The 21,351-nt window shown below is 34.9% G+C and carries 18 protein-coding genes and 1 other annotated feature; of the genes, 3 read left to right on the top strand and 15 right to left on the bottom strand.

Features of this window, described 5'->3' with window-relative positions; translation table 11 throughout:
• Position 1: 1 nt before the first annotated feature.
• The gene (locus tag E5Z56_RS08450) at positions 2-697 is read right to left on the bottom strand and encodes a site-2 protease family protein (RefSeq protein ID WP_138157408.1); all 696 of its coding nucleotides are present in this window, start codon (positions 695-697) and stop codon (positions 2-4) included.
• A 267-nt stretch (positions 698-964) separates the two neighbouring features.
• Between E5Z56_RS08450 and rpmB the strand changes: the two genes are divergently transcribed.
• From rpmB to E5Z56_RS08435, 3 genes are all read left to right on the top strand, one after another.
• Positions 965-1,153: a 50S ribosomal protein L28 gene (gene rpmB / locus E5Z56_RS08445; RefSeq protein ID WP_022505480.1), complete on the top strand. Its 189-nt coding sequence runs from the start codon at positions 965-967 to the stop codon at positions 1,151-1,153.
• Between the two features lie 211 nt (positions 1,154-1,364).
• Entirely contained in the window at positions 1,365-1,544 is a 180-nt protein-coding gene (locus E5Z56_RS08440; protein ID WP_138157407.1) for an antitoxin VbhA family protein, read from the top strand.
• Between the two features lies 1 nt (position 1,545).
• Positions 1,546-2,268 carry a Fic/DOC family protein gene (locus E5Z56_RS08435; RefSeq protein WP_138157406.1) on the top strand — a complete coding sequence of 241 codons (723 nt, stop codon included), beginning with the start codon at positions 1,546-1,548 and terminating at the stop codon, positions 2,266-2,268.
• A 223-nt stretch (positions 2,269-2,491) separates the two neighbouring features.
• Here E5Z56_RS08435 and alaS read toward each other — a convergent pair whose 3' ends face one another.
• The 14 genes from alaS to dnaB form a co-directional block, all read right to left on the bottom strand.
• Entirely contained in the window at positions 2,492-5,140 is a 2,649-nt protein-coding gene (alaS, locus tag E5Z56_RS08430) for an alanine--tRNA ligase (protein WP_138157405.1), read from the bottom strand.
• A 64-nt stretch (positions 5,141-5,204) separates the two neighbouring features.
• Positions 5,205-5,407, bottom strand: a binding site (T-box leader).
• Between the two features lie 38 nt (positions 5,408-5,445).
• Positions 5,446-6,675, bottom strand: a complete 1,230-nt coding sequence (locus tag E5Z56_RS08425) for a peptidase U32 family protein (protein WP_138157404.1) — start codon at positions 6,673-6,675, stop codon at positions 5,446-5,448.
• Complete coding sequence (gene mltG, locus E5Z56_RS08420; protein WP_138157403.1) at positions 6,675-8,078, bottom strand: endolytic transglycosylase MltG; 1,404 nt, start codon at positions 8,076-8,078, stop codon at positions 6,675-6,677. Before mltG ends, E5Z56_RS08425 begins: the two co-directional genes overlap by 1 nt.
• Before the next feature lie 13 nt (positions 8,079-8,091).
• The gene (locus E5Z56_RS08415) at positions 8,092-8,655 is read right to left on the bottom strand and encodes a 5-formyltetrahydrofolate cyclo-ligase (RefSeq protein ID WP_022505484.1); all 564 of its coding nucleotides are present in this window, start codon (positions 8,653-8,655) and stop codon (positions 8,092-8,094) included.
• Positions 8,643-9,185 (bottom strand): DJ-1 family glyoxalase III, encoded by a 543-nt coding sequence (locus E5Z56_RS08410; RefSeq protein WP_138157402.1) that lies wholly within the window; start codon positions 9,183-9,185, stop codon positions 8,643-8,645. Before E5Z56_RS08410 ends, E5Z56_RS08415 begins: the two co-directional genes overlap by 13 nt.
• A gap of 11 nt (positions 9,186-9,196) precedes the next feature.
• Positions 9,197-10,030, bottom strand: coding sequence for a GNAT family N-acetyltransferase (locus tag E5Z56_RS08405; protein ID WP_138157401.1), 834 nt, complete (start codon positions 10,028-10,030; stop codon positions 9,197-9,199).
• The gene (locus tag E5Z56_RS08400) at positions 10,027-10,917 is read right to left on the bottom strand and encodes a DUF2156 domain-containing protein (RefSeq protein ID WP_138157400.1); all 891 of its coding nucleotides are present in this window, start codon (positions 10,915-10,917) and stop codon (positions 10,027-10,029) included. Before E5Z56_RS08400 ends, E5Z56_RS08405 begins: the two co-directional genes overlap by 4 nt.
• An 8-nt stretch (positions 10,918-10,925) precedes the next feature.
• Positions 10,926-11,591 (bottom strand): dTMP kinase, encoded by a 666-nt coding sequence (locus E5Z56_RS08395; protein ID WP_138157399.1) that lies wholly within the window; start codon positions 11,589-11,591, stop codon positions 10,926-10,928.
• The gene (gene thyX / locus E5Z56_RS08390; protein WP_022505488.1) at positions 11,581-12,381 is read right to left on the bottom strand and encodes an FAD-dependent thymidylate synthase; all 801 of its coding nucleotides are present in this window, start codon (positions 12,379-12,381) and stop codon (positions 11,581-11,583) included. The genes E5Z56_RS08395 and thyX overlap by 11 nt, the downstream gene beginning before the upstream one ends.
• A gap of 935 nt (positions 12,382-13,316) precedes the next feature.
• Positions 13,317-16,142, bottom strand: coding sequence for an excinuclease ABC subunit UvrA (gene uvrA / locus E5Z56_RS08385; RefSeq protein WP_138157398.1), 2,826 nt, complete (start codon positions 16,140-16,142; stop codon positions 13,317-13,319).
• Positions 16,143-16,203: 61 nt separating this feature from the next.
• Positions 16,204-18,090 carry an ATP-dependent zinc metalloprotease FtsH gene (gene ftsH, locus E5Z56_RS08380; protein ID WP_138157397.1) on the bottom strand — a complete coding sequence of 629 codons (1,887 nt, stop codon included), beginning with the start codon at positions 18,088-18,090 and terminating at the stop codon, positions 16,204-16,206.
• 17 nt (positions 18,091-18,107) lie between these two features.
• Positions 18,108-18,656, bottom strand: coding sequence for a hypoxanthine phosphoribosyltransferase (hpt, locus tag E5Z56_RS08375; RefSeq protein WP_022504770.1), 549 nt, complete (start codon positions 18,654-18,656; stop codon positions 18,108-18,110).
• Between the two features lie 8 nt (positions 18,657-18,664).
• On the bottom strand, positions 18,665-19,993 hold the full coding sequence (tilS, locus tag E5Z56_RS08370; RefSeq protein WP_138157396.1) for a tRNA lysidine(34) synthetase TilS: 1,329 nt from the start codon (positions 19,991-19,993) through the stop codon (positions 18,665-18,667).
• Positions 19,986-21,344 (bottom strand): replicative DNA helicase, encoded by a 1,359-nt coding sequence (gene dnaB, locus E5Z56_RS08365; protein WP_138157395.1) that lies wholly within the window; start codon positions 21,342-21,344, stop codon positions 19,986-19,988. The genes tilS and dnaB overlap by 8 nt, the downstream gene beginning before the upstream one ends.
• Positions 21,345-21,351 lie beyond the last annotated feature (7 nt).

Here is a 21,351-nt window from a genome sequence, read left to right as displayed (position 1 = left end):
GTTAGAATGCCCACAAGAAAGGTAACTTGGCAATAAAGTCAATACCGTTCTGTACAAAATTACTTAAATATGCAAGTGGAGTTGATAGGAATCCCATCCATAGCAAAGCAAATAGTGCAAACATAATATATCTTTCATACTGATAGAATTTATAAACAATTCTGTCCGGTAAAAATACAAATAGAATTTTTGAACCGTCAAGTGGTGGGATTGGCACTAGGTTAAATACTGCAAGATATACATTAATCATTACATAATATCTTAGGAAATAACCGATATAACCACCAACAGTAGTCATAAAGAATGATGGTGCAAATGCTCCGATAGCAAAGAAAATAAGGTCACCTACAAGGGCTGCAATTAAGTTTGCAACAGGTCCTGCCAAGGCAGTAATAGCCATACCTGTCTTTTCATTCTTAAAATTACGAGGATCAATTGGTACAGGTTTTGCCCAACCAAAACCAAAGCATAATAGACAAATTGAACCCATTACATCTATATGTGCAAGTGGATTAAAGGAAAGTCTACCTCTGTATTTTACAGAAGTATCACCTAGTTTTAGTGCAGTAAATGCGTGAGCCCATTCATGGAAAGGTAGCACAAGAAAGATAATTACAAGTAGTGCCAAAAGCTGAATTACAATTGACTGAAAATCAACTTGACCTCCACGAAAAGCAGAGATTAGTTCACTTAACATAAATTCACCTATTTTCAATTTAATATTCATTTTATTATAGCTTATATATAGAAAAATTACAAGGTTATTAAAGAAAAATTACAGGAATATTACAAAATAATTATTTTTCTGTACATTTCCGTTGAGAAGTGTTGATTTTTTCAATATTATTCAATATAAAAATAATTTATTTTCAAAAAACACTTGCAAAATCAAGAAATATCTGTTATTATATCATAGTTGCTAAATGCAAAACGACTATTTAAATTGCTAAGGAGGTGCAGACACATGGCAAAGTGTGATTTCTGCGGTAAAGGCGTTACTTTTGGTATTAAGGTATCTCACTCACATAGAAGATCTAACAGAACTTGGAAGCCTAATGTACAGAGAGTTAAGGCTATTGTTGACGGTCAGCCTAAGCGTGTTTACGCTTGCACCCGTTGCTTACGTTCAGGTAAGGTTACAAGAGCAGTCTAATTTAATAGATAACTTAAACGAAAGTACTGACCAGAGTTTTTACTCTGGTCTTTTTCTTTTGTCTTTTATTTTTATGTTATTATAACACTTATATAGAATTAAACACAATATTAATATCTCGTCTTTATAAGTATTTTTCTTCATCAATATCATTTTATATTTCTTGACTATTCTTCTTTCGTTGGTTACAATATATACTAAGGTGATATGTATGAAAAATATTGACATTGAAAAAAGAAAAAGAGCAGTAAAAATTGCCTCTGCAATCAATAGTATTGAGGGTGTTAATATTCCAAAAAATGCAGAGGAAATTTTAAAAAAATGGTCTGATGGTAAATTGACTGATGAACAACTTACTTCTATGATGTTATCAATTTGTACAAAGGCATAATATGAATAAATACGATATTTACTTACAAGAAAATAGTAATACACTAAAAAATAAATTGGGAATTACTAATGAAAAAGATTTAGATGTTGCTGAATCAATGATGGTTAGAACAAGAATGACACTTTTATATAATAGTGGTTTTTCTGACTTTTCTGCTAAAGGTTTTTGTGAACTTCATAAAATATTATTTGGCGATGTATATGATTGGGCAGGAAAGTACAGAGAAATTAATGTTAGAAAAAGTGAACCTATTCTTGTAGGTAAGAGTGTTTGGTACTCTAATTGGGACGCAATAGATAAAGATTTAAATAATTGTTGGAATAAAATAAATAAAGTAGATTGGCATAGTTTAAATCATAAAGAATTTGCAGAAAATATTGCCCATTTATTTCCGACTATATGGCAAGTTCACCCTTTTAGAGAGGGCAACACCAGAACAACAGTAATGATGATTGCATTATTTGTAGAACACTATGGTTATTATTTTGATTATGAATTAATGGCTAATAGTGCCGGATATGTTAGAAACGCTTTTGTGCTTTGTTGTTTTGATGATAACTCTGAGTTTGAACATTTAGAGAAAATTTTGTTTGATGCTATTTCTGAAGAGCCTATTGAGGATTATGTTGATAGTGAAAATGTCATTGAAACAAAAAATTCTAAATATGAAAAATACTACACAAAGGATTATACTCCTACACCTCACGAGTATATAGAAAAATAATCTTTATTTAGTGGTTTTATAATATACCATATTTTTAACTTAATACAACACAAAAGCAAAAGTAGCAGATTTTTTAATTTATCTGCTACTTTTTTATATTATTTATTAAGTTTTAATTAACTCACAATAAAACTGAAAGATTTAAATTTGTTGAATTTCATTATAACAATAACAACAATTCATTACCAAAATTAAGTCTAAACAGAATTGAATAATTAAAATATTAGTCCTCTAGGCCTAGAGAATCTGCCATTTCCTTAACGATGCCTTCAACTGCAATAATTGCGTCATCAACCTTAGTAACATCCTTAGCACCGGCCATAGCCATACTTGGCTTACCACCACCGTTACCACCAGCGATTTGAGCAACCTTACGAACAATATCACCGGCCTTTAGACCGTTTGCTACTGCATCTTTACCACAACCACAGATAAATGTTACCTTGTCACCGTTGATACTTGCAAGAACAATAACTGTTGTTGGGTCAGTATCTACTGCTCTAGATGACATATCACGAAGTAGGTCAACTGTTGCACCGTTAATAGCAACTGAGATAATACGGATACCCTTGTATCTCTTAGCATTCTTAAATACTGCTTCTGTTGCATTCTTAGCAAGTTTCTGATTTAGTTCTTCAATCTTCTTATCCTTTGCTTTCATTTCTTCAGCAATACGGATACTACCCTGTACTAGTTCCTTAGGGTTGTTAATTCTTAGTGCTTCAGTACACTTGTTAACAACAAATAGAACACTGTTTAGATAATTTAGAACACCCTCACCTGTAACGGCTTCAATTCTTCTAACACCGGAAGCTACTGAGCTTTCAGACTTAATCTTGAATAGACCAATGTTAGCAGTATTAGTAACATGAGTACCACCACAGAATTCAATTGAGAAGTCACCTGCGTTTACTACTCTAACTCTGTCACCATACTTTTCACCGAATAGCATCATAGCACCTAGCTTCTTAGCTTCTTCAATGTCCATTTCTTCAGAAACAACATCTAGCTGATCTAGGATTTTTTCGTTAACTAGGTTTTCAACCTTTTCAAGTTCATCATCAGTCATAGCTTCATAGTGAGTAAAGTCAAATCTAAAGTAATCATCAGAAACTAACTGACCTGCCTGTTCAACATGAGTACCAAGAACTTCTCTTAAAGCTGCCTGTAGTAAGTGAGCTGCTGTATGGTTACGAGTAATGTTCATTCTTCTCTTACTGTCAACCTTAGCAAATACAGTGTCATCAACTGCAACAACACCCTTTTCTACCTTTACTGTGTGCATAAAGATACCTGATGCATCCTTAGTTGTGTCATTTACAGTAACAACTGTGTTGTCTGCAACTAATACACCTGTATCACCAATCTGACCACCACTTTCAGCATAGAAAGGAGTTCTGTTTAGAATGATAAGACCTTCTTCACCTTCAGTAAGAGCCTTTACTCTCTCACCGTCTTTAACCATAGCAACAATCTTGCTTTCACAAGAAGTTACCTTATAGCCCTTAAATTCTGTCTTGTCAACATCAGAAAAATCAATGCTATCTGATAGCCAAGCCTCAGCACCGGCATTTTTGTGAGCATCTCTTGAACGGTCTTTCTGTTCTTGTAGAAGTTCCTGGAATCTTTCAATATCAACTGACATTTCATTTTCAGAAACAATTTCCTTAATTAAATCAATTGGGAAACCGAATGTATCGTTTAGCTTAAATGCATCATCACCGGAAAGAACCTTGCTATCTGCTTTAGCAATAATATCTTCAAGCATCTGCATACCTTGCTTAACTGTCTTGCTGAAAGAATCTTCCTCAGCTTCAATAACCTTAACAATAAAGTCACGCTTATCACGAAGTTCAGGGTAAGCACTTTCGTTTTCTTTAATAACAGTATCGGCAACTTTATATAGGAATGGGTCTGTGTAACCAAGAATTCTACCATGACGAGCTGCTCTTCTAAGTAGTCTTCTTAGAACATAACCTCTACCTTCATTTGATGGCATAACGCCGTCACCAATCATAAATGTTGTAGAACGGATATGGTCAGTAATAACTCTAAGTGAAATATCTGTCTTAGGGTCTTCACCATAGTTAACACCAACAATTGAAGAAATATGCTTCATAATGTTCTGTACAGTATCAACTAGGAATAGGTTGTCAACACCCTGCATTACACAAGCAAGTCTTTCAAGGCCCATACCTGTATCAATATTTGGATGATCAAGTGGAGTGTAGTTATCGTGACCGTCATTATCAAACTGAGTAAATACTAAGTTCCAAACTTCCATAAATCTGTCACATTCACAACCAACACCACAGTCAGGTTTACCACAACCGTGTTCTTCCCCTCTATCGTAATAGATTTCAGAACAAGGACCACAAGGACCACTACCATGTTCCCAGAAGTTATCAGCCTTGCCTAGTCTAACCATATGGCTAGGGTCAACACCTACTTCTTTAGTCCAAATATCAAATGCTTCATCATCATCTTGATAAACTGAAATATATAGCTTTTCTGCAGGAATTTCAAGAACCTTTGTAAAGAATTCCCATGCCCAAGCAGTAGCTTCTCTCTTAAAGTAATCACCGAATGAGAAGTTACCTAGCATTTCAAAGTAAGTACCGTGACGGTCTGTGATACCTACTTCTTCAATATCAGGAGTACGGATACACTTCTGACAAGTAGTAACTCTTGTCTTAGGAGGTGTAACTTCACCTGTAAAATATTTTTTCATTGGAGCCATACCACTGTTGATTAGTAGTAAGCTTTTGTCATCCTTTGGAATTAGTGGGAATGAAGGAAGTCTTAGACAACCCTTTGATTCCATAAATGATAAGAATTTTTCTCTTAACTCATTAAGACCAGTCCACTGCATTGTTTTCTCTCCTTAATTAATATAAAAAATAATTGTTTATGAAAAATAAAACCTGCCCCTAAAAATTAGGGGCAGGATAATTCCTGTGGTACCACCCTAGTTGAAGTGCAATAATGCTCTCCCTCTCGGACTCTTTAACGCAGAGATACGCTGTGTTCATCACACAGAGCTAATAGGTTGGCCCTGTAAAAATTCTTTAAGTAGTTTCACCAACCCTACTCTCTCTAAAAAAGAACATTTTACATTCTTCCTACTCACGGCTTTTTCATATTCTTTTAGTATTATAAACCAGCAAAAATAGTTTGTCAAGAACGCTTTTTACGAATTACAGAAGATGGTGGAATTTCTTTATCTGTAGTCATAATCAGTTCTTCCATTGCGTGAGGTGCACTGTCTACTGCTACACCGTATTTATTCTTTAGTTCCTTACAAACTGTTGTAAACGGAATACCGGATGGTGGTAGTACATCAAGTGTATCACCAACAAAGAATTTGTTTCTCTGAGTGATATTTGACACATTACCCTCATTACTTTCACAAACTGCCACAACATCATAATGTCTGATATAGCCACCGTTTGAAGTAACTTGTCCCGGTTCTTTACCAAGGTAAAAACCTGTATTGTATTCTCTATGGCTGATTTTTTCAAGTTCTTCTTTAATCCAAGGCTTTAGAGTGTAGTTCTCTCTTTCCTTCATATAGTCATTTACTGCATGACGATATGCATTGGTAGTAACTGCACAGTAGTAAGCACTCTTTGCTCTACCCTCAATTTTTAAAGAAGAAATTCCACTTTCAACAAGTTCAGGAATATGCTCAATCATACACATATCTCTACTGTTATATAGATATGTGCCTCCATCAGCCTCTTCTACAGGGAAGAACTGACCTTCCCTATTCTCTTCATAAAGATGGTACTTCCATCTGCAAGGCTGAGCACAGTCACCACGGTTCGCATCTCTGCCTGTTAGGTAACTGCTGATTAAACATCTGCCTGAGAATGAAACACACATTGCACCATGTACAAAACATTCAATCTCAAGTTCCTTAGGAATCTTTGCTCTAATATCAACAATATCATCAAAAGTCATTTCTCTTGCAAGAACAACTCTACTTGCACCCATATTGTACCAAGCATTTGCAGTATCGCTGTTTACAATACCAGCTTGAGTTGAAATATGTCTTTCAACATTCGGTGCATATTTCTTAGCAAGTTCAAACACACCTAGGTCTGCAATAATAAAAGCATCAACACCGATTTCATCAGCATAACTAAGGAAATCAGGTAGTACTGCCATTTCGTTATTTCTAGGTAAAGTGTTGCAAGTTACATAAAGTTTACTGCCATAAGAATGAGCAAGTTCTACTGCTTTCTTAAGTTCATCATTGTCAAAGTTTTTAGATGCAGTACGCATACCAAACTGTTTACCGGCAAGATAAACTGCATCTGCACCAAACTTTAGTGAATTCTTTATACACTCCACATCTCCGGCAGGAGCTAAAATTTCCGGTCTTTTAATTTCAATATTACTCATTATTTGTTACCACTTATAGATAGATTATATTCATGTTCTTCTGCTGTAGAAGCATAGTAAGCCTGTCCTGTCTTAGTATCGTGACAGAAGTAGTAGTAGCTTGTGCTATTTGGATAAATAGCAGCTTCAATAGCCTCTGAACTTGGGTTACAGATTGGGCCACTTGGTAGTCCCTTAATCTTATATGTGTTGTATTTACTGCTATACTTTTTGCCACCCTTAGATGCAGGTACATGCTTTGCATCACGATAAGGATAGTAAATTGTAGAGTCAAGACCCAGCTTTGCAAATTCAGATGCATTACCGGAATCAAGTCTGTTATGAATAACAGAACTTACATTGTACATATCGTCCTTATCGGCAGCTTCTGCTTGAATTAGTGAAGCAATAGTCATAATCTGGTCAAATGTATAACCTGTATCTTCTGCTCTATCTTCAACAGAAACTTTCTTAGAATAACCGTCAGCCTTGCTTAGAGTATTAACATTCTTTTCAGCAAAGTTACTTAACATTCTACTAACAGTTAGTGAAGGGTCTTCGTTTTCATAGAAAGTATATGTATCAGGATACAGGTAACCTTCCAGCTTATAGTATCTACCATTTGACTTAGCCTTACCCAGAACTTTTAGGAAAGCATAATCATCATCAAACTGATCACTGTTACATAGGCTTAGGAACTCATCCTTATCAGAAAGAACTTTCTTCTTAACAAGTTTGTTGGCAATTTCGTTAATGTTCATACCTTCTGTAATCTGTACTTCAACAGACTTAACATTTTCGTATGGACTTTCCAAAGTATTAATAATAGCCTCATAGTCTTGGTTAGTCTTTAGCTTAATAGTACCATGTTCAAGGTACTTATCAACATGTTTCATACTACCATAGAACTTAAAGAACTTCTTATCCTTGATAACACCTTTATCATATAGCTTATCAATTACATCATCAAATGTATCTGTCTTTGAGATTTTAACAGTAACTTCATTTGCTTCAGGTCGAGAAATAGCAAGTAGGTCATCTACACCTGTTAGCATATATTTAGAAAGAACTACACCTGCCATAATGACCATTACAAGCCAAATAATTGTAAAGATACGCTTATTCTTCTTAGACTTACGCTTTTCCCTTTTCTTGGCTTCTTTCTGATGTTTCTTGTCAGCTTTCTTCATATCTTTTTCTACTTCAGCTCTGGTTTTGCCACCACTAAAGGAATTAAGCTCTTGACTATCAGTCAGCCTTGGCATAGGTTCTCTCTCTGCTCTTTGTCTTCTTGGTCTTTCTTCCCTTTTATGATAAGGTCTGTCAAGCTCATCTTCATCAATATGTAGATGGAAAGAAGCTACCTTTTTTTCTCTTTCTTTCTTAAGTCTTAGCTCTTCATTTTCAAAATTATTATTACTCATATTGCACCTTCAATCAGATGTTTCTGGTATATTGCTCTGTGATTAAAACATTGATATTTTCATCAGTTTCTTCCACAGGAATATTCATTTTCACTTGCTGATGGTAGCACATACCAACAACTTTCCCATTATAATGGGAAATAAATCTATCATAATATCCTCTGCCATAGCCAATTCTCTTGCCATCGGGACTAAATCCCAAACCCGGCACAACAAGGACACTATTTCTAAAATCAAGTATTCTACTGCATTTTCTAACATCAGGTTCCATAATACCAAATGAACCAACCATTAGGTCATCAAGACCTCTAACATAATAAAAGTCAAGAATATCCCCATTACAACGAGGAAGTCCTACTCTCTTGTGGTTAGCTAAAGCAGCATAAATAAGATACCTTGTATCTATTTCATCCTTAGTACCTGCATAACAAAGGACAGTATCAGCCTTGTTATATTCCTCAGTCATAAGGAATCTGCAAGTAATTTCAAGGTCATAATCTTTTTTCTTTTCTCCGGTGATACTCTGTCTTATTTTCTTAAGACTTTTTCTCATTTCATCTTTAGTTAGTTGGGACATTGTAATGAATCAAACACCTTTTTCATAGTTTCTTCGCCTTTAATATTCTTTAGAATTTCAAGACCAAAATAAATACCTGCACCACAGCCTTTGCCTGTAATAATGTTATCACAAGCAGTAACTACTTCACCGGTATATTCGCCACCGTCAAATGAGTCCTCAAAACCCGGGAAACAAGTAGCTTTCTTATCCTTTAAGTAACCCTTATGGCCTAGGATTGACGGTGCAGCACAAATAGCACAGATAAGTAACTTCTTATCATAAGCATACTCAACAATCTCTTGTACCTTTTCATTCTTTTCAAGGTTAAGTGTACCCGGCATACCACCCGGAAGAACAACAGCCTCCATATCACCTAGGTTTACTTCTTCTAAAGAAATATCTGTATTAACAGAAATATTATGACTGCCTGTAACAGTTTTTCCTGTAACACCAACAGTTGTTACTTCAACACCACCTCTGCGTAGCATATCTACAGGTGCAAGTGCTTCAATTTCCTCACAGCCATCTGCCATAAAAACATATACCATAATAATCTCCTTTACAAATTGCGAAGTCCGATATAGGCTTCATTTACTTTTGTATTACCCAGAAATTTTACCATTCCATCCGGTACAATTTCTTCATTATCAAATATATTTAATGTTGGTGAATAATTAAACACAAATGTATCGGCATCGGACTCTTTTAACATTTCACCAAGCAAAGGAAAAATATCATCTTCCTTGGCAAAAAGTTCCGATACAACACATTTCTTGTACTCATCTTCATCAACAAAGCAATAACCGTCACCACTACAAATTACATAACCACCATAATTCTTAACATTGGCAACAGAATATTTTATATAATCTTGGCTAAACTGCAATGAGTTTCCCTTTAGATAATTTTCTCTTAGCTTACCCATACCGGTTACACTAAGTGACATACAAAAGGGACTGTATTCTGCAATATGCATTAGCTTATCCCTAGAAACAGTAGCTTGTTTTCTAAAGCAATTTCTCTCATAACCAAGTGAATAGTAATAACCGTATAGGTGGTCATCAGCAGGATATAAGAAAGAAAATTCTTCACCTAAAGTTTTGGCATCTTCTAAACTAAAATCAATAAGATTTTTCATTATTCCTCTGTTTCTATACTTACTTTCAGTAGCAGCACCATAAAGGTAATGTGCCTTATACTCAAGAAATTTACAAGGAATATGATACAACATAGCAACAGTACGATTACCGTCTTTTGCTACATAAATTCTCATTTTGTTTTTGTTGTTTTTCATAAAAGTTTTGAAACCTTTTAGTGTATCGTTAAATGATGCAATCCAAAGTGTTTTCAGTTCTTTTAAGTCAGCCATTGAGCCTTTAGAATATTCAATCATTGTTTAACCTTTGCGTTATATTTCATTAAAATTATATTTGGCTTATAGGACAATTTACTTTTTCTTAAGTCCTCAAGTCCCATATCTTCTTCTCTGTTTATATATTTAAAATCAGTTAGTGTCTTAACAAATTCATTATTAATTACCGGATAACCGTTGTCAATTATAGATTTTTCAAAATGAACATCACATATACCGTCACGAATTTTTGATGCAACTGTCATTGCAACAGCTTTGTTGTCAACATAGATAATGCCACCAAACAAATCAAGTTCATGGAAATGTAAGAAACAATCCTCTATTGCCACATAATCAGCACCATATTCTTCACCATCAATTTCATTTCTATCGGATGCCCACTTAGCAGCAATTAAAAGTGCATCGGAATAATGCTCCCTTGTTAATGGTTCATAAACATAATCGGGATTTGCTCTTTTGAACTGACTGATATGGTTTCTCTTACCATGATATTTCTTGCCGGAAAGATTTGCTAAATCCTCTTGCAAATAAATATAATCTGCATCATCCCTATTTTCAGTAAATTCAAATTTATTTGGGAACAATGTTTCCAGCTTTTCCTTAACTTCTTCTGTTAACAAACCAAGTTCAAATTCTGTAGCATTTCTATCCTTTGCATCTTGCAAAATTTCTTCTACTGCCCACTTTAAATCTTCTCCACCAAATGGAATTGTGTAGCCAACAGGTTTGTCATCTTCAAAATAACATCTAAAAACAAAGTCATTCTTAAAAGCTATTCTTGTATCGTAATGTTCACTCCACATATAAGTATTGGCAAATGAACATTCACCATCCATAAAATTAGTTTTGTCTAAAGCATTTTGATACTTTTCTTTATCTTCAATTTTTGGTTTCCTGAATTCTAACATAAATATCCTTATACTTTTCCTTTTACTTTGGAATATACCTCATTAGAAATTTCTTCAATAGACCTTGGTTCACCGTTAAAAGCACAATCAACAACTTCCCAACCAAGTTTGTCTGCACAATACTTAGCCGATGAATGACATTTTTCTAAAAAAGAAATATTCTTTTCGTGAATATCCTTTCTATTTTCGTCACCGTTATATCTTTTAGCCATTAATTTCTGGCTAACTTCTATTGGCATATTTAAGTAAAGCACAAAGTCAGGTGCAGGTATTTCCAACTTAATATGCTCAAAATCATTGAGCCATTCTAAATATTCATCATACTCATTTTCATTTAATTTACTTAACTGATAAATCGGATTTGATGTACTATATCTGTCACAAAGAAAGATTGTGCCATTGTCATAGTCATTTTTCCAATCCTTTAAGAATGAGGCTACCCTATCAACTGCATAAAAAGCTGATGCAGTATATGGATTTACCAAGTTAGGGTCATCACCAAGTTCACCACCAAGGTACATTTTTACCAGTGCTGAGCTGTCGCTATCATAACAAGGGAAAGTAAGTTTCTTAACATTCTTTCCTTCAGACAATAGCTTTTTATATAAAAGGTCAGTTTGGGTAGCTTTACCACTACCGTCAAGACCTTCAATTACAATAATCTTACCTGCCATACTTCTCTCTCATTTCTTTCATTTTGCCACAACTCATTTTGCCCTCAGGACAAGGACCAAACAGACAAGATGGACCACAATTTTTAAATAGTGTTGGGGCAACCTCTAGACATTGCAGTAACATTTGTTCAGCTACTTCTCTAATTTCCCACTGAGCTCTGTTACAACAACGGTGAGCAAAGAAGTTGTGAAGTGAACGAGCATTGAAAGTACAAACAATCTTTGTAGTACAAGCATTTGGAAGTACAAATCTTGCATCTTCATTCGCTTTCTTAATGAAAGCGTTGCACTGTCTTTTGTTTTCTTCTTTAAAAGAATTAATTATTTCATCATTTGTACCGGATAGTTCTTCACCTTTAAATTCTTTAATGTACTTAACAACAAGTGCATCACGAATTTTACTGTAAGCATCACTCTGTAAATCAATTACCTTTTTGTATTCTTCATAAGCCTCAGGACAACTCTTGATTTCAGGTGGTGTTACAAATTCAAAAGAAGTACCGTCAACATATCTCTGTGACTGCTGACTGTATGATGCAATTCTATGGCGTACCAACTGATGAGAACAAGCTCTTGAGATACCCTCAATTCCGAAAGTAAATGATACATGTTCTGTTGGGCTACCATGACCTAAATCGCTAAGCATATTTAAGAAAGAAGTAGTTTTTTCCTCTGTTAAACCATCTCTCAAATCTTCAATACCGGATGGTGAATAACAAAGTTTTGCAGCCATAGCCACAACTTGCTCAGGATTTGGTGTATGGGTTAACAAAGTTACTTTTACTGACATTTTCCTACTCCTTAATACTATCTATAATTCCAGTATGACATTATGACATACTAATAGTTATACTATACTATAAATTACACATTATTATAACACAGTTCATTCTTTATGTAAAGACTTGTAACATACTAGAAAAGCCCTGAAAATCTACATTTATTTTATGATTTTTATCAAAATAATTTTATAAATTAACAAAACCTAACTTAGCGATAAGATAGGTTTTTCTTTTACGGAATATTAAGTTTTTTAATTTGTGTTTTATTTTGTTTGTGGGTAAAAATAAGTTAGTTTTATAAATTTGTGTTTGTGGGGATGTTTAAATACTAAAAAGTGTATACTATGTCCTTTCTCTCTTTTATACCAAGTTATTGCACAATTAATAATATAACAATATTTTGTAGAATAAACAGTACCGATTTTTATATCATATTATGGCTCACAGTCGTAGGGGCGAACAGTGTTCGCCCGTTTAATAGTAAAATGTTTTATGTGACTTAGTCCTATGTAGAAACTAAAAATTATAATTTACTACATAGGACAATATACCAATAAAGAGGCTGATTTGCTCGGTCCAACAATGTTGGACCCTACAACTGTAAGCCAAACTTTTGTAATAATGTTAGGTAATATATTTTTTCTAATTTTCCTTTATATTAAATAAAAAATATACTTTTCTTTAACCACAATAAAAGCTAAAAAACAAATTTACCTTTACCCACAGACAAAATTGAAAAACCCTAATTTGTTAAAGGGTTTTTAGATTAGCGCAATCAAAATTAAAAACAAGCTTATATAACTGTCTTAACAAAATGAAAATAAAAAATGTAGGATTGTATTAATACAACCCTACAAAAGTTTAAATGATATTAAGATTATTATAATGCTAAAATTATTCTAACATAAATTATTCTAAAATAATAACCATTTTAAAATTAAAATCACTCTAACATTTTCTTTAGATACTGACCGGTATAACTTTCCTTAACTTTAGCTACTTGTTCAGGAGTACCTGTAGCAACAAGAGTACCACCTCTATCGCCACCCTCAGGGCCAAGGTCAATAATATGGTCGGCAGTTTTGATTAAATCAAGGTTATGCTCAATAACCACAACTGTGTTACCGGTATCAACTAGCTTTTGAAGAACTTCAATAAGTCTGTGAACATCGGCAATGTGCAAACCTGTTGTTGGTTCATCAAGAATATAAATTGTCTTGCCGGTACTTCTTTTGGAAAGTTCTGTTGCAAGTTTAACTCTCTGTGCCTCACCACCTGAAAGTGTTGTTGAGGACTGACCAATCTTAATATATCCCAAACCTACATCATAAAGGGTTTGTAGCTTTCGAGCAATCTTAGGAATGTTTTGGAAGAACTCACAACCCTCTTCTACTGTCATTTCAAGTACATCATAAATTGACTTACCTTTGTACTTAACTTCAAGAGTTTCTCTGTTATATCTCTTACCTTTACAAACATCACAAGGTACATAAACATCAGGTAAAAAGTGCATTTCAATCTTGTTAATACCGTCACCTTGACAAGCCTCACATCTGCCACCTTTTACATTAAAACTAAATCTACCCGGACCATAGCCACGCATTTTGGCATCATTTGTGTTGGCATAAAGTGAACGAATATCACCGAACACACCTGTATATGTTGCAGGGTTACTTCTTGGTGTTCTGCCGATTGGACTTTGGTCAATTTGAATAACCTTATCTAGATTTTCAATTCCCTCAATTTTCTTATGTTTACCGGCTTTACATTTTGCTCTGTTAAGTTCTTTTGCTAATTTCTTATAAAGAATTTCATTGACAAGTGAACTTTTGCCACTACCTGATACACCGGTAACACAAACAAACTCACCTAGTGGAATTTTTACATTTATATTCTTTAGATTATTTTGCTGAGCACCGATAATTTTTAGGAACTTACCGTTACCCTTTCTTCTTTCAGTAGGCACAGGAATTGTTCTTTTTCCTGATAGGTACTGCCCTGTTATGGACTTTTCGTTTGCCATAATTTCTTCACAAGTACCTTGTGCTACAATTTCACCACCATGAATACCAGCTCCGGGACCTACATCAACAATGTAGTCAGATGCTCTCATTGTGTCCTCATCATGTTCAACAACAAGCACAGTATTGCCATTATCTCTAAGTGCTTTTAGAGTATCAAGTAACTTGTCATTATCTCTCTGATGAAGTCCGATTGATGGTTCGTCAAGGATATACACAACACCCATTAGTGATGAACCGATTTGTGTTGCAAGTCTGATTCTCTGACTTTCACCACCTGAAAGAGTACCTGTACTTCTTGATAGTGTTAAATATTCAAGACCCACAGAATTTAGGAATGACAGTCTGGAATTGATTTCCTTTAGAATAGATTTACCGATAAATTTCTCTCTATCTGTCAGTTGCAAATTCTTTAAGAATTCCACAGCTTCAACTACTGACATATCACAAAAGTCTGAAATATTCTTACCACCCACTGTAACAGCTAAGCTTTCTTTTCTAAGTCTTTTACCGTCACATTCATCACAATGGTGTTCAGACATATAACCTTGGATTTCTTCTTTAATCCAATTTGAATTAGTTTCTTTATATCTTCTTTCAAGGTTACCTATGATACCCTCAAAATCGGTTTCGTAACTTTCAAAACCCTTTCTCTGAGAAAATCTATGAATTTTGAACTTCTCACCTTTAGTACCGTAAAGCAGAATATCAACAATTTCTTTTGGTAAATCTTCAATAGGTGTATCAAGTGAAAAACCATAGTGGTCAGCAAGACCAACCATATATGCCTCAGCAATAGTGTTGCCTTCTAAAGCCCAACCACTACCCTTTAGGCCACCTTGTCTAATTGACTTACTAGGGTCAGGGATAATTAGGTCAGGGTCAATTTTCATAAACACACCGATACCTGTACACTTAGGACAAGCACCAAATGGGTTGTTGAAAGAGAACATTCTCGGTGTAATTTCTTCAACAGAAATACCATGTTCAGGACAAGCATAATTTTGGCTATAAGTGATTTCTTCACCACCTACTATGGCTACAACTGCAATACCCTTTGCAAGTTTCATTGTTGTTTCTAAAGAGTCGGTAAGTCTGCCTCTGATAGAATCCTTTACTACCAGTCTGTCTACAACAATTTCTATATTATGTTTTTTATTTTTTTCTAATGAAATTTCTTCTGATAGGTCATAAATATTACCGTCAACTCTAACTCTTGAGAAACCACTTTTTCTTGCTTGTTCAAGGACTTTTTGGTGCATACCTTTCTTTCCTCTAACAACCGGTGCCAGTATTTGGAACTTTGTACCTTCTCCGATTTCCATAACAGAATCAACAATTTGGTCAATAGTTTGTTGCTCAATTTTCTTGCCACAAACAGGACAATGAGGAATACCTATTCTTGCATATAGTAGTCGCAAGTAATCGTAAATTTCCGTAACAGTACCAACTGTTGACCTAGGGTTCTTGGAAGTTGTTTTTTGGTCAATAGAAATAGATGGTGAAAGACCCTCAATAGACTGTACATCAGGCTTTTCCATTTGACCGATAAACATTCTTGCATATGAAGAAAGTGACTCCATATATCTTCTTTGACCCTCAGCATAAATAGTATCAAAAGCAAGTGAACTTTTGCCACTACCGGATAAGCCTGTAATAACCACAAGTTTATCCCTAGGGATAGTAACATCAATATTCTTTAAATTATGTTCATTTGCACCTTTTACTACAATTTTATCAAGACTCATAATTCTCCTACCCACATAAAAACAGATAGAGGCAGACTAAGAAAGGTCTGCCTCAAGTTTATTAATTTTCTTCAACAGAATTATTTTCTTCTGTTTCTTCCATTGGCATAACGAATGTGCCGTCCATTACAGCAGCAAAGTCTTCGCCATTCATCTTTTCATACTTAATTAGATACTGAGCAACTTGGTGTAGCTTGTCAATATGTGTCTTTAGAATATTAACAGTCTTATCATAAGCATCAGTAATAATTGTATGAATTTCATCATCAATAGCAGCAGCAGTCTTTTCGGAATAATCCTTAACCTGACCCATATCTCTACCGATGAATACTTCTTGGTTACCACTACCATATAGGATTGGGCCTAGCTTGTCGCTCATACCAAACTTAGTAACCATCTTCTTAGCAGTATTTGTAGCCTTTTCAATATCGTTACTTGCACCGGTAGAAATGTCACCCATAATTAGAGCTTCAGCAACTCTACCACCTAGGCAAACAATAATATCTTCAAGCATTTCTTGTTTACTGTTGTATGACTTATCTTCAGATGGTAATGGCATTGTGTAACCACCTGCCATACCTCTTGGAATAATTGAAATTTCATGAACAGGGTCTTGTGTTTCACATTCATGGAATGCAATAGCATGACCTGCTTCATGGTAAGCAGTAAGTTTCTTTTCCTTATCAGACATAACCTTGGACTTCTTCTCAGCACCAACAACAACCTTCATTGTAGCATCTTGAATCTGTTCCATTGTAATTGCCTTAAGATTCTTTCTTGCTGCTAGAAGTGCTGCTTCGTTAAGTAGGTTAGCTAGGTCGGCACCTGTAAAACCGGCAGTAGTCTTAGCAATATCTCTTAGGTTAACATCAGGAGCAAGTGGTTTTTGTCTTGCGTGAACCTTTAGGATAGCCTCTCTACCTGCAACATCAGGGTAAGAAACAACAACCTGTCTGTCAAATCTACCGGGACGCATTAGAGCCGGATCAAGAACATCAGGACGGTTAGTAGCTGCAATTAGGATAACACCTTCGTTTGCACCGAAGCCATCCATTTCAACAAGCAACTGGTTAAGTGTTTGTTCTCTTTCATCATGGCCACCACCAAGGCCTGTGCCTCTCTGACGACCTACTGCATCAATTTCATCAATGAAAATAATACATGGTGAATTTTTCTTAGCAGTCTGGAACAAATCTCTAACTCTTGATGCACCAACACCAACGAACATTTCAACAAAATCTGAACCTGAAATTGAGAAGAATGGTACACCGGCTTCACCTGAAACAGCCTTTGCAAGTAAAGTTTTACCTGTACCCGGAGGGCCTACAAGTAGCACACCCTTAGGAATTCTGGCACCTAAAGCCTGGAACTTAGCAGGGTTCTTTAGGAATTCAACAACTTCTTCAAGTTCTTCTTTTTCTTCATCAGCACCGGCAACATCATCAAATGTTGTTTTGCGTTTTTCATCATTTTCGTTCTTAAACTTGGCTTTACCGAACTGCATTTCTTTGCCGCCCATTCCACCCATTTTACGGAATACAAGCACCCAAACGAAAATAAGTATAACCATAATAATAACTGTTGGAAGAATATTATATAGTAAAGAGTTATCAGCAGCTCTCTGAATATCATATTCCATAGGTTTATCCTTATGGTTGTTGTTGTAATCAGTAATGTACTGGTCAACCTTGTCAATAAATAGCTGAGTTGATGCTAACTTATAAGTCATTGTACTTTTGTTATCAACCTTATCAATCAGCTTCATTTCGATTTCACCTGTACCGTCATTTACGGTGAAACTCTCAACATTTTGTTTCTGGAACTGATATACAACATCACTATATGTGCAGTTTGATGTACTTCTGTTACTAAACATAAAGAACATTACAAGTAGCACCAAAACCGGAATAGCAATGTAAATCAGTTTTTTCAGATTATCTTTCTTCATATGATTCTCCTTGCTCTTTATTCCTCAGTATCTGAATATACAGATTCCTTAAGAACACCTATGTATGGAAGGTTTCTGTAATATTCGGCATAGTCAAGACCAAAGCCAACAACAAAAAGGTCATCAATTTCTTGACCGGAATATTTAACCGGTACTTCCTTTTTTCTGCGACTAGGCTTGTTTAGAAGTGTAGCAATCTCAACAGATGCACAGTTCTTAGCCTTAAAATACTGTAACATAAATGACAATGTGTTGCCACTGTCAATAATATCTTCAACAATTAGGATATCCATATTTTCAGCAGGTGTGGACATATCCTTTACGATATTTACTCTACCACTGCTTTCTGTACCTGAGCCGTATGATGACACAGCCATAAAGTCAATTACACAAGGAATAGTAACATACTTCATAAGTTCAGCCATAAAGCAGATACTACCTTTTAGTAGGCAAAGCAAAACCAGGTTCTTGCCCTTATAGTCTTTGCTGATTTGAGTACCAATATCCTTGGCAATAGCAGTAATTTGTTCCGGAGTTAATAAAACTTCCTTAATATCATTTTCCATAGTGAACCTCAATTTTGTGTAATTATTATCTTTACACATTCTTTCATATTATTTTTCACAACAGCTTTTTCAGAAACTGCTATGCCCTCTATCCAATGAACTTGGTTTCCATCAGCCAAAACAAGAAGATTATCTCGCTTTTCCTCAGGAATTTTCAGTTCGTTCATCAGTTTCTTCAAACTTTTTGTAACCTTTCTTTTTGCAAGATAAATTGTGTCACCTGCAAGTCGGTTACGAAGTCTTAGACTTGGAGTAATTATATCACTACTAATATAATTCTTACTAGCGAATTTGTCAAATTTTCCGTTAATTTTCACATTCTCAAAGGAAATAACTTTGTCATTATAAACAATAGGCTTTTCTATGTTTATTTTAGCTGAATAAAATTCAGTATCATTTGTCTTTGCTATTCTAAAAAGTCCTTGTTTGTTAATGGCAGATAAATTTTTCTTTAAATTTATTTTACCCCCATTTTCGATAATAGTCAAAGTTTCTTCTATATGTTTCCTAGAATATGAAAAATTATTCTGTCTAAATAAAATTGCAATTGCCTCTTTCAATACAACAATGTTGGCATCTCTCAGTTTATTGGTTAAGTAGCCTTCCCCACTTTGAGCAATCTTTAAAAGTAGCTGACCACTTTTCTCAATATATTCTGCAATTTCACTTAATGTACTATTCATTTGCAGAACAGTATTTTCAACAGATGGATTAATTTCTTTTAGCACAGGGATAACATTGTGACGAATTTTATTCCTTGTATATTCATCAGTAAGGTTTGTACTGTCTGTCACATACTTTAAACCATAACCCTTACAATATTCTTCAATTTTCTCCCTTGAAGTATTGATAAGTGGTCTGATAATATAATCCCTAACTTTTGGAATACCGGAAAGTCCTTTTAATAAAGCACCTCTGGTCATATTATAAATTGTTGTTTCTAAATTATCATCTGAATTGTGGGCAGTTGCAATTTTAGCATTATATTTTTCTGCTAAAGAATTAAAAAATTCATATCTGCAATTTCTGCCACATTCTTCATGACTAATCTTTAGTTCATTTGATAATTTATCAATATCAACTTCTTTTACAAAAAGTTCAATGTTGTTTTGCCTACAAAGTTCTTTGCAAAACTCCATATCGCTATTTGACTCTTCACCACGCAAATGGTGGTTAAGGTGACAAGCCATAACCTTAAGGTTATACTTGTCCTTTAACAAAACAAGATTATGGAGTAAACAAACTGAATCTGCTCCACCTGAAAGTGCAACAATTACAGTATCTCCATAATCAACCATATTATATTGATTTATTGCTAATTCAATTAAATTATTCATAGTTATGTTCTAATGAAGAGAAACGCATAAACTCACCTTGCCAATGAAGTTTAACTGCACTTGTTTCACCATGACGGTTCTTGGCAACTAAACATTCTGCTGAATTAAGGTCAACTTGAGCGTTTGCAGCATCTTCTCCCTTATCTGCATAGTAACCTTCTCTGTATAGGAAAAGAACAATATCGGCATCCTGTTCGATAGAACCGGAATCTCTAAGGTCAGAAAGCATAGGCTTATGGTCAGGTCTTTGTTCACTGGCACGAGATAGCTGAGAAAGACAAATTACCGGAACATTAATGTCCTTTGCCATAATCTTTAGATTTCTTGTAATTTCTGAAATTTCTTGAACTCTGTTGTTGGTAGCTTTTGCTGAACTCATAAGTTGCAAGTAGTCGATAATTACAAGGTCAACACCTCTAAGTCTTCTTAACTTAGCTTTCATTTCCGGAACAGTAATACCGGAAGTTTCATCAAGATAAATCTCTGTTTTACCAAGAACATCACTGGCAGAAATAATTCTCTGCCATTCTTCATCATTCAGTTTACCTGTTCTAAGTTTAACGCCACCAACAAGTGCCTCAACAGAAAGTAAACGGGATGCAAGCTGTTCCTTTGTCATTTCCAGAGAGAAGAAAGCAACTTTCTTCTTACTTTGAACTGCAACACTTCTTGCAATATTTAGAGCAAAAGAAGTTTTACCCATACCGGGTCTGGCAGCAAGAAGAATCAAGTCGGAACGGTTAAGACCTGTGATAACTCTGTCTAGGTCAGAAATACCTGTAGAAATAGCCTTGAAGTTTTCATCCTCTTTACTTAGCTTTTCAAGTCTGTCAAATGTTTGGTAGATAACTCTATCAATTCTTTCAAGACCATCAACAGTTTTACCTTGACGAATATCAAAAATCTTCTGTTCGGCAGCATCAATCAGTTTATCCGGTTCAACAGTACCGGAACTTGCTGTTTCTATAATATCTCTTGACGCTTCAATTAGCTGTCTTAAATTAAATTTATCTCTTACCAGTTTTGCATATTCAACTGCATTTGTAATTGACGGACAACTGTTTGCCAAATCAAACAAATAGGTTTTGCCGGTAGCCTCATCAAAATCTTTCTCAGACTTTAAAGCCTCCAAAAGTGTAACAGAGTCAAGTGGTCTGGACTCTGCAAACATTTCGGTCATCTTACCGTATATAACCTTATGGGTTTGAATATAGAAATAATCAGGATTAGGAATAATCTCAATTATACTATCAAGGCAACTTGGTTCCATTACAAGTGCACCCAGGACTGCTTGTTCAGCCTCAGGTGAATATGGCAAATTCATACTATCATAAGTACCTATTTCAGCCATAACAACC

The sequence above is a fragment of the Ruminococcus bovis genome (assembly GCF_005601135.1).
Taxonomy (GTDB): Bacteria; Bacillota; Clostridia; order Oscillospirales; family Acutalibacteraceae; genus Ruminococcoides; species Ruminococcoides bovis.
This window is presented reverse-complemented; position numbering and strand designations above follow the sequence as displayed.

Coding starts and splice junctions, on each gene's coding strand:
- E5Z56_RS08450 (WP_138157408.1), bottom strand. CDS start 697: ATGTTAAGTGAACTAATCTCTGCTTTTCGTGGAGGTCAAGTTGATTTT.
- rpmB (WP_022505480.1), top strand. CDS start 965: ATGGCAAAGTGTGATTTCTGCGGTAAAGGCGTTACTTTTGGTATTAAG.
- E5Z56_RS08440 (WP_138157407.1), top strand. CDS start 1,365: ATGAAAAATATTGACATTGAAAAAAGAAAAAGAGCAGTAAAAATTGCC.
- E5Z56_RS08435 (WP_138157406.1), top strand. CDS start 1,546: ATGAATAAATACGATATTTACTTACAAGAAAATAGTAATACACTAAAA.
- alaS (WP_138157405.1), bottom strand. CDS start 5,140: ATGCAGTGGACTGGTCTTAATGAGTTAAGAGAAAAATTCTTATCATTT.
- E5Z56_RS08425 (WP_138157404.1), bottom strand. CDS start 6,675: ATGAGTAATATTGAAATTAAAAGACCGGAAATTTTAGCTCCTGCCGGA.
- mltG (WP_138157403.1), bottom strand. CDS start 8,078: ATGAGTAATAATAATTTTGAAAATGAAGAGCTAAGACTTAAGAAAGAA.
- E5Z56_RS08415 (WP_022505484.1), bottom strand. CDS start 8,655: ATGTCCCAACTAACTAAAGATGAAATGAGAAAAAGTCTTAAGAAAATA.
- E5Z56_RS08410 (WP_138157402.1), bottom strand. CDS start 9,185: ATGGTATATGTTTTTATGGCAGATGGCTGTGAGGAAATTGAAGCACTT.
- E5Z56_RS08405 (WP_138157401.1), bottom strand. CDS start 10,030: ATGATTGAATATTCTAAAGGCTCAATGGCTGACTTAAAAGAACTGAAA.
- E5Z56_RS08400 (WP_138157400.1), bottom strand. CDS start 10,917: ATGTTAGAATTCAGGAAACCAAAAATTGAAGATAAAGAAAAGTATCAA.
- E5Z56_RS08395 (WP_138157399.1), bottom strand. CDS start 11,591: ATGGCAGGTAAGATTATTGTAATTGAAGGTCTTGACGGTAGTGGTAAA.
- thyX (WP_022505488.1), bottom strand. CDS start 12,381: ATGTCAGTAAAAGTAACTTTGTTAACCCATACACCAAATCCTGAGCAA.
- uvrA (WP_138157398.1), bottom strand. CDS start 16,142: ATGAGTCTTGATAAAATTGTAGTAAAAGGTGCAAATGAACATAATTTA.
- ftsH (WP_138157397.1), bottom strand. CDS start 18,090: ATGAAGAAAGATAATCTGAAAAAACTGATTTACATTGCTATTCCGGTT.
- hpt (WP_022504770.1), bottom strand. CDS start 18,656: ATGGAAAATGATATTAAGGAAGTTTTATTAACTCCGGAACAAATTACT.
- tilS (WP_138157396.1), bottom strand. CDS start 19,993: ATGAATAATTTAATTGAATTAGCAATAAATCAATATAATATGGTTGAT.
- dnaB (WP_138157395.1), bottom strand. CDS start 21,344: ATGGCTGAAATAGGTACTTATGATAGTATGAATTTGCCATATTCACCT.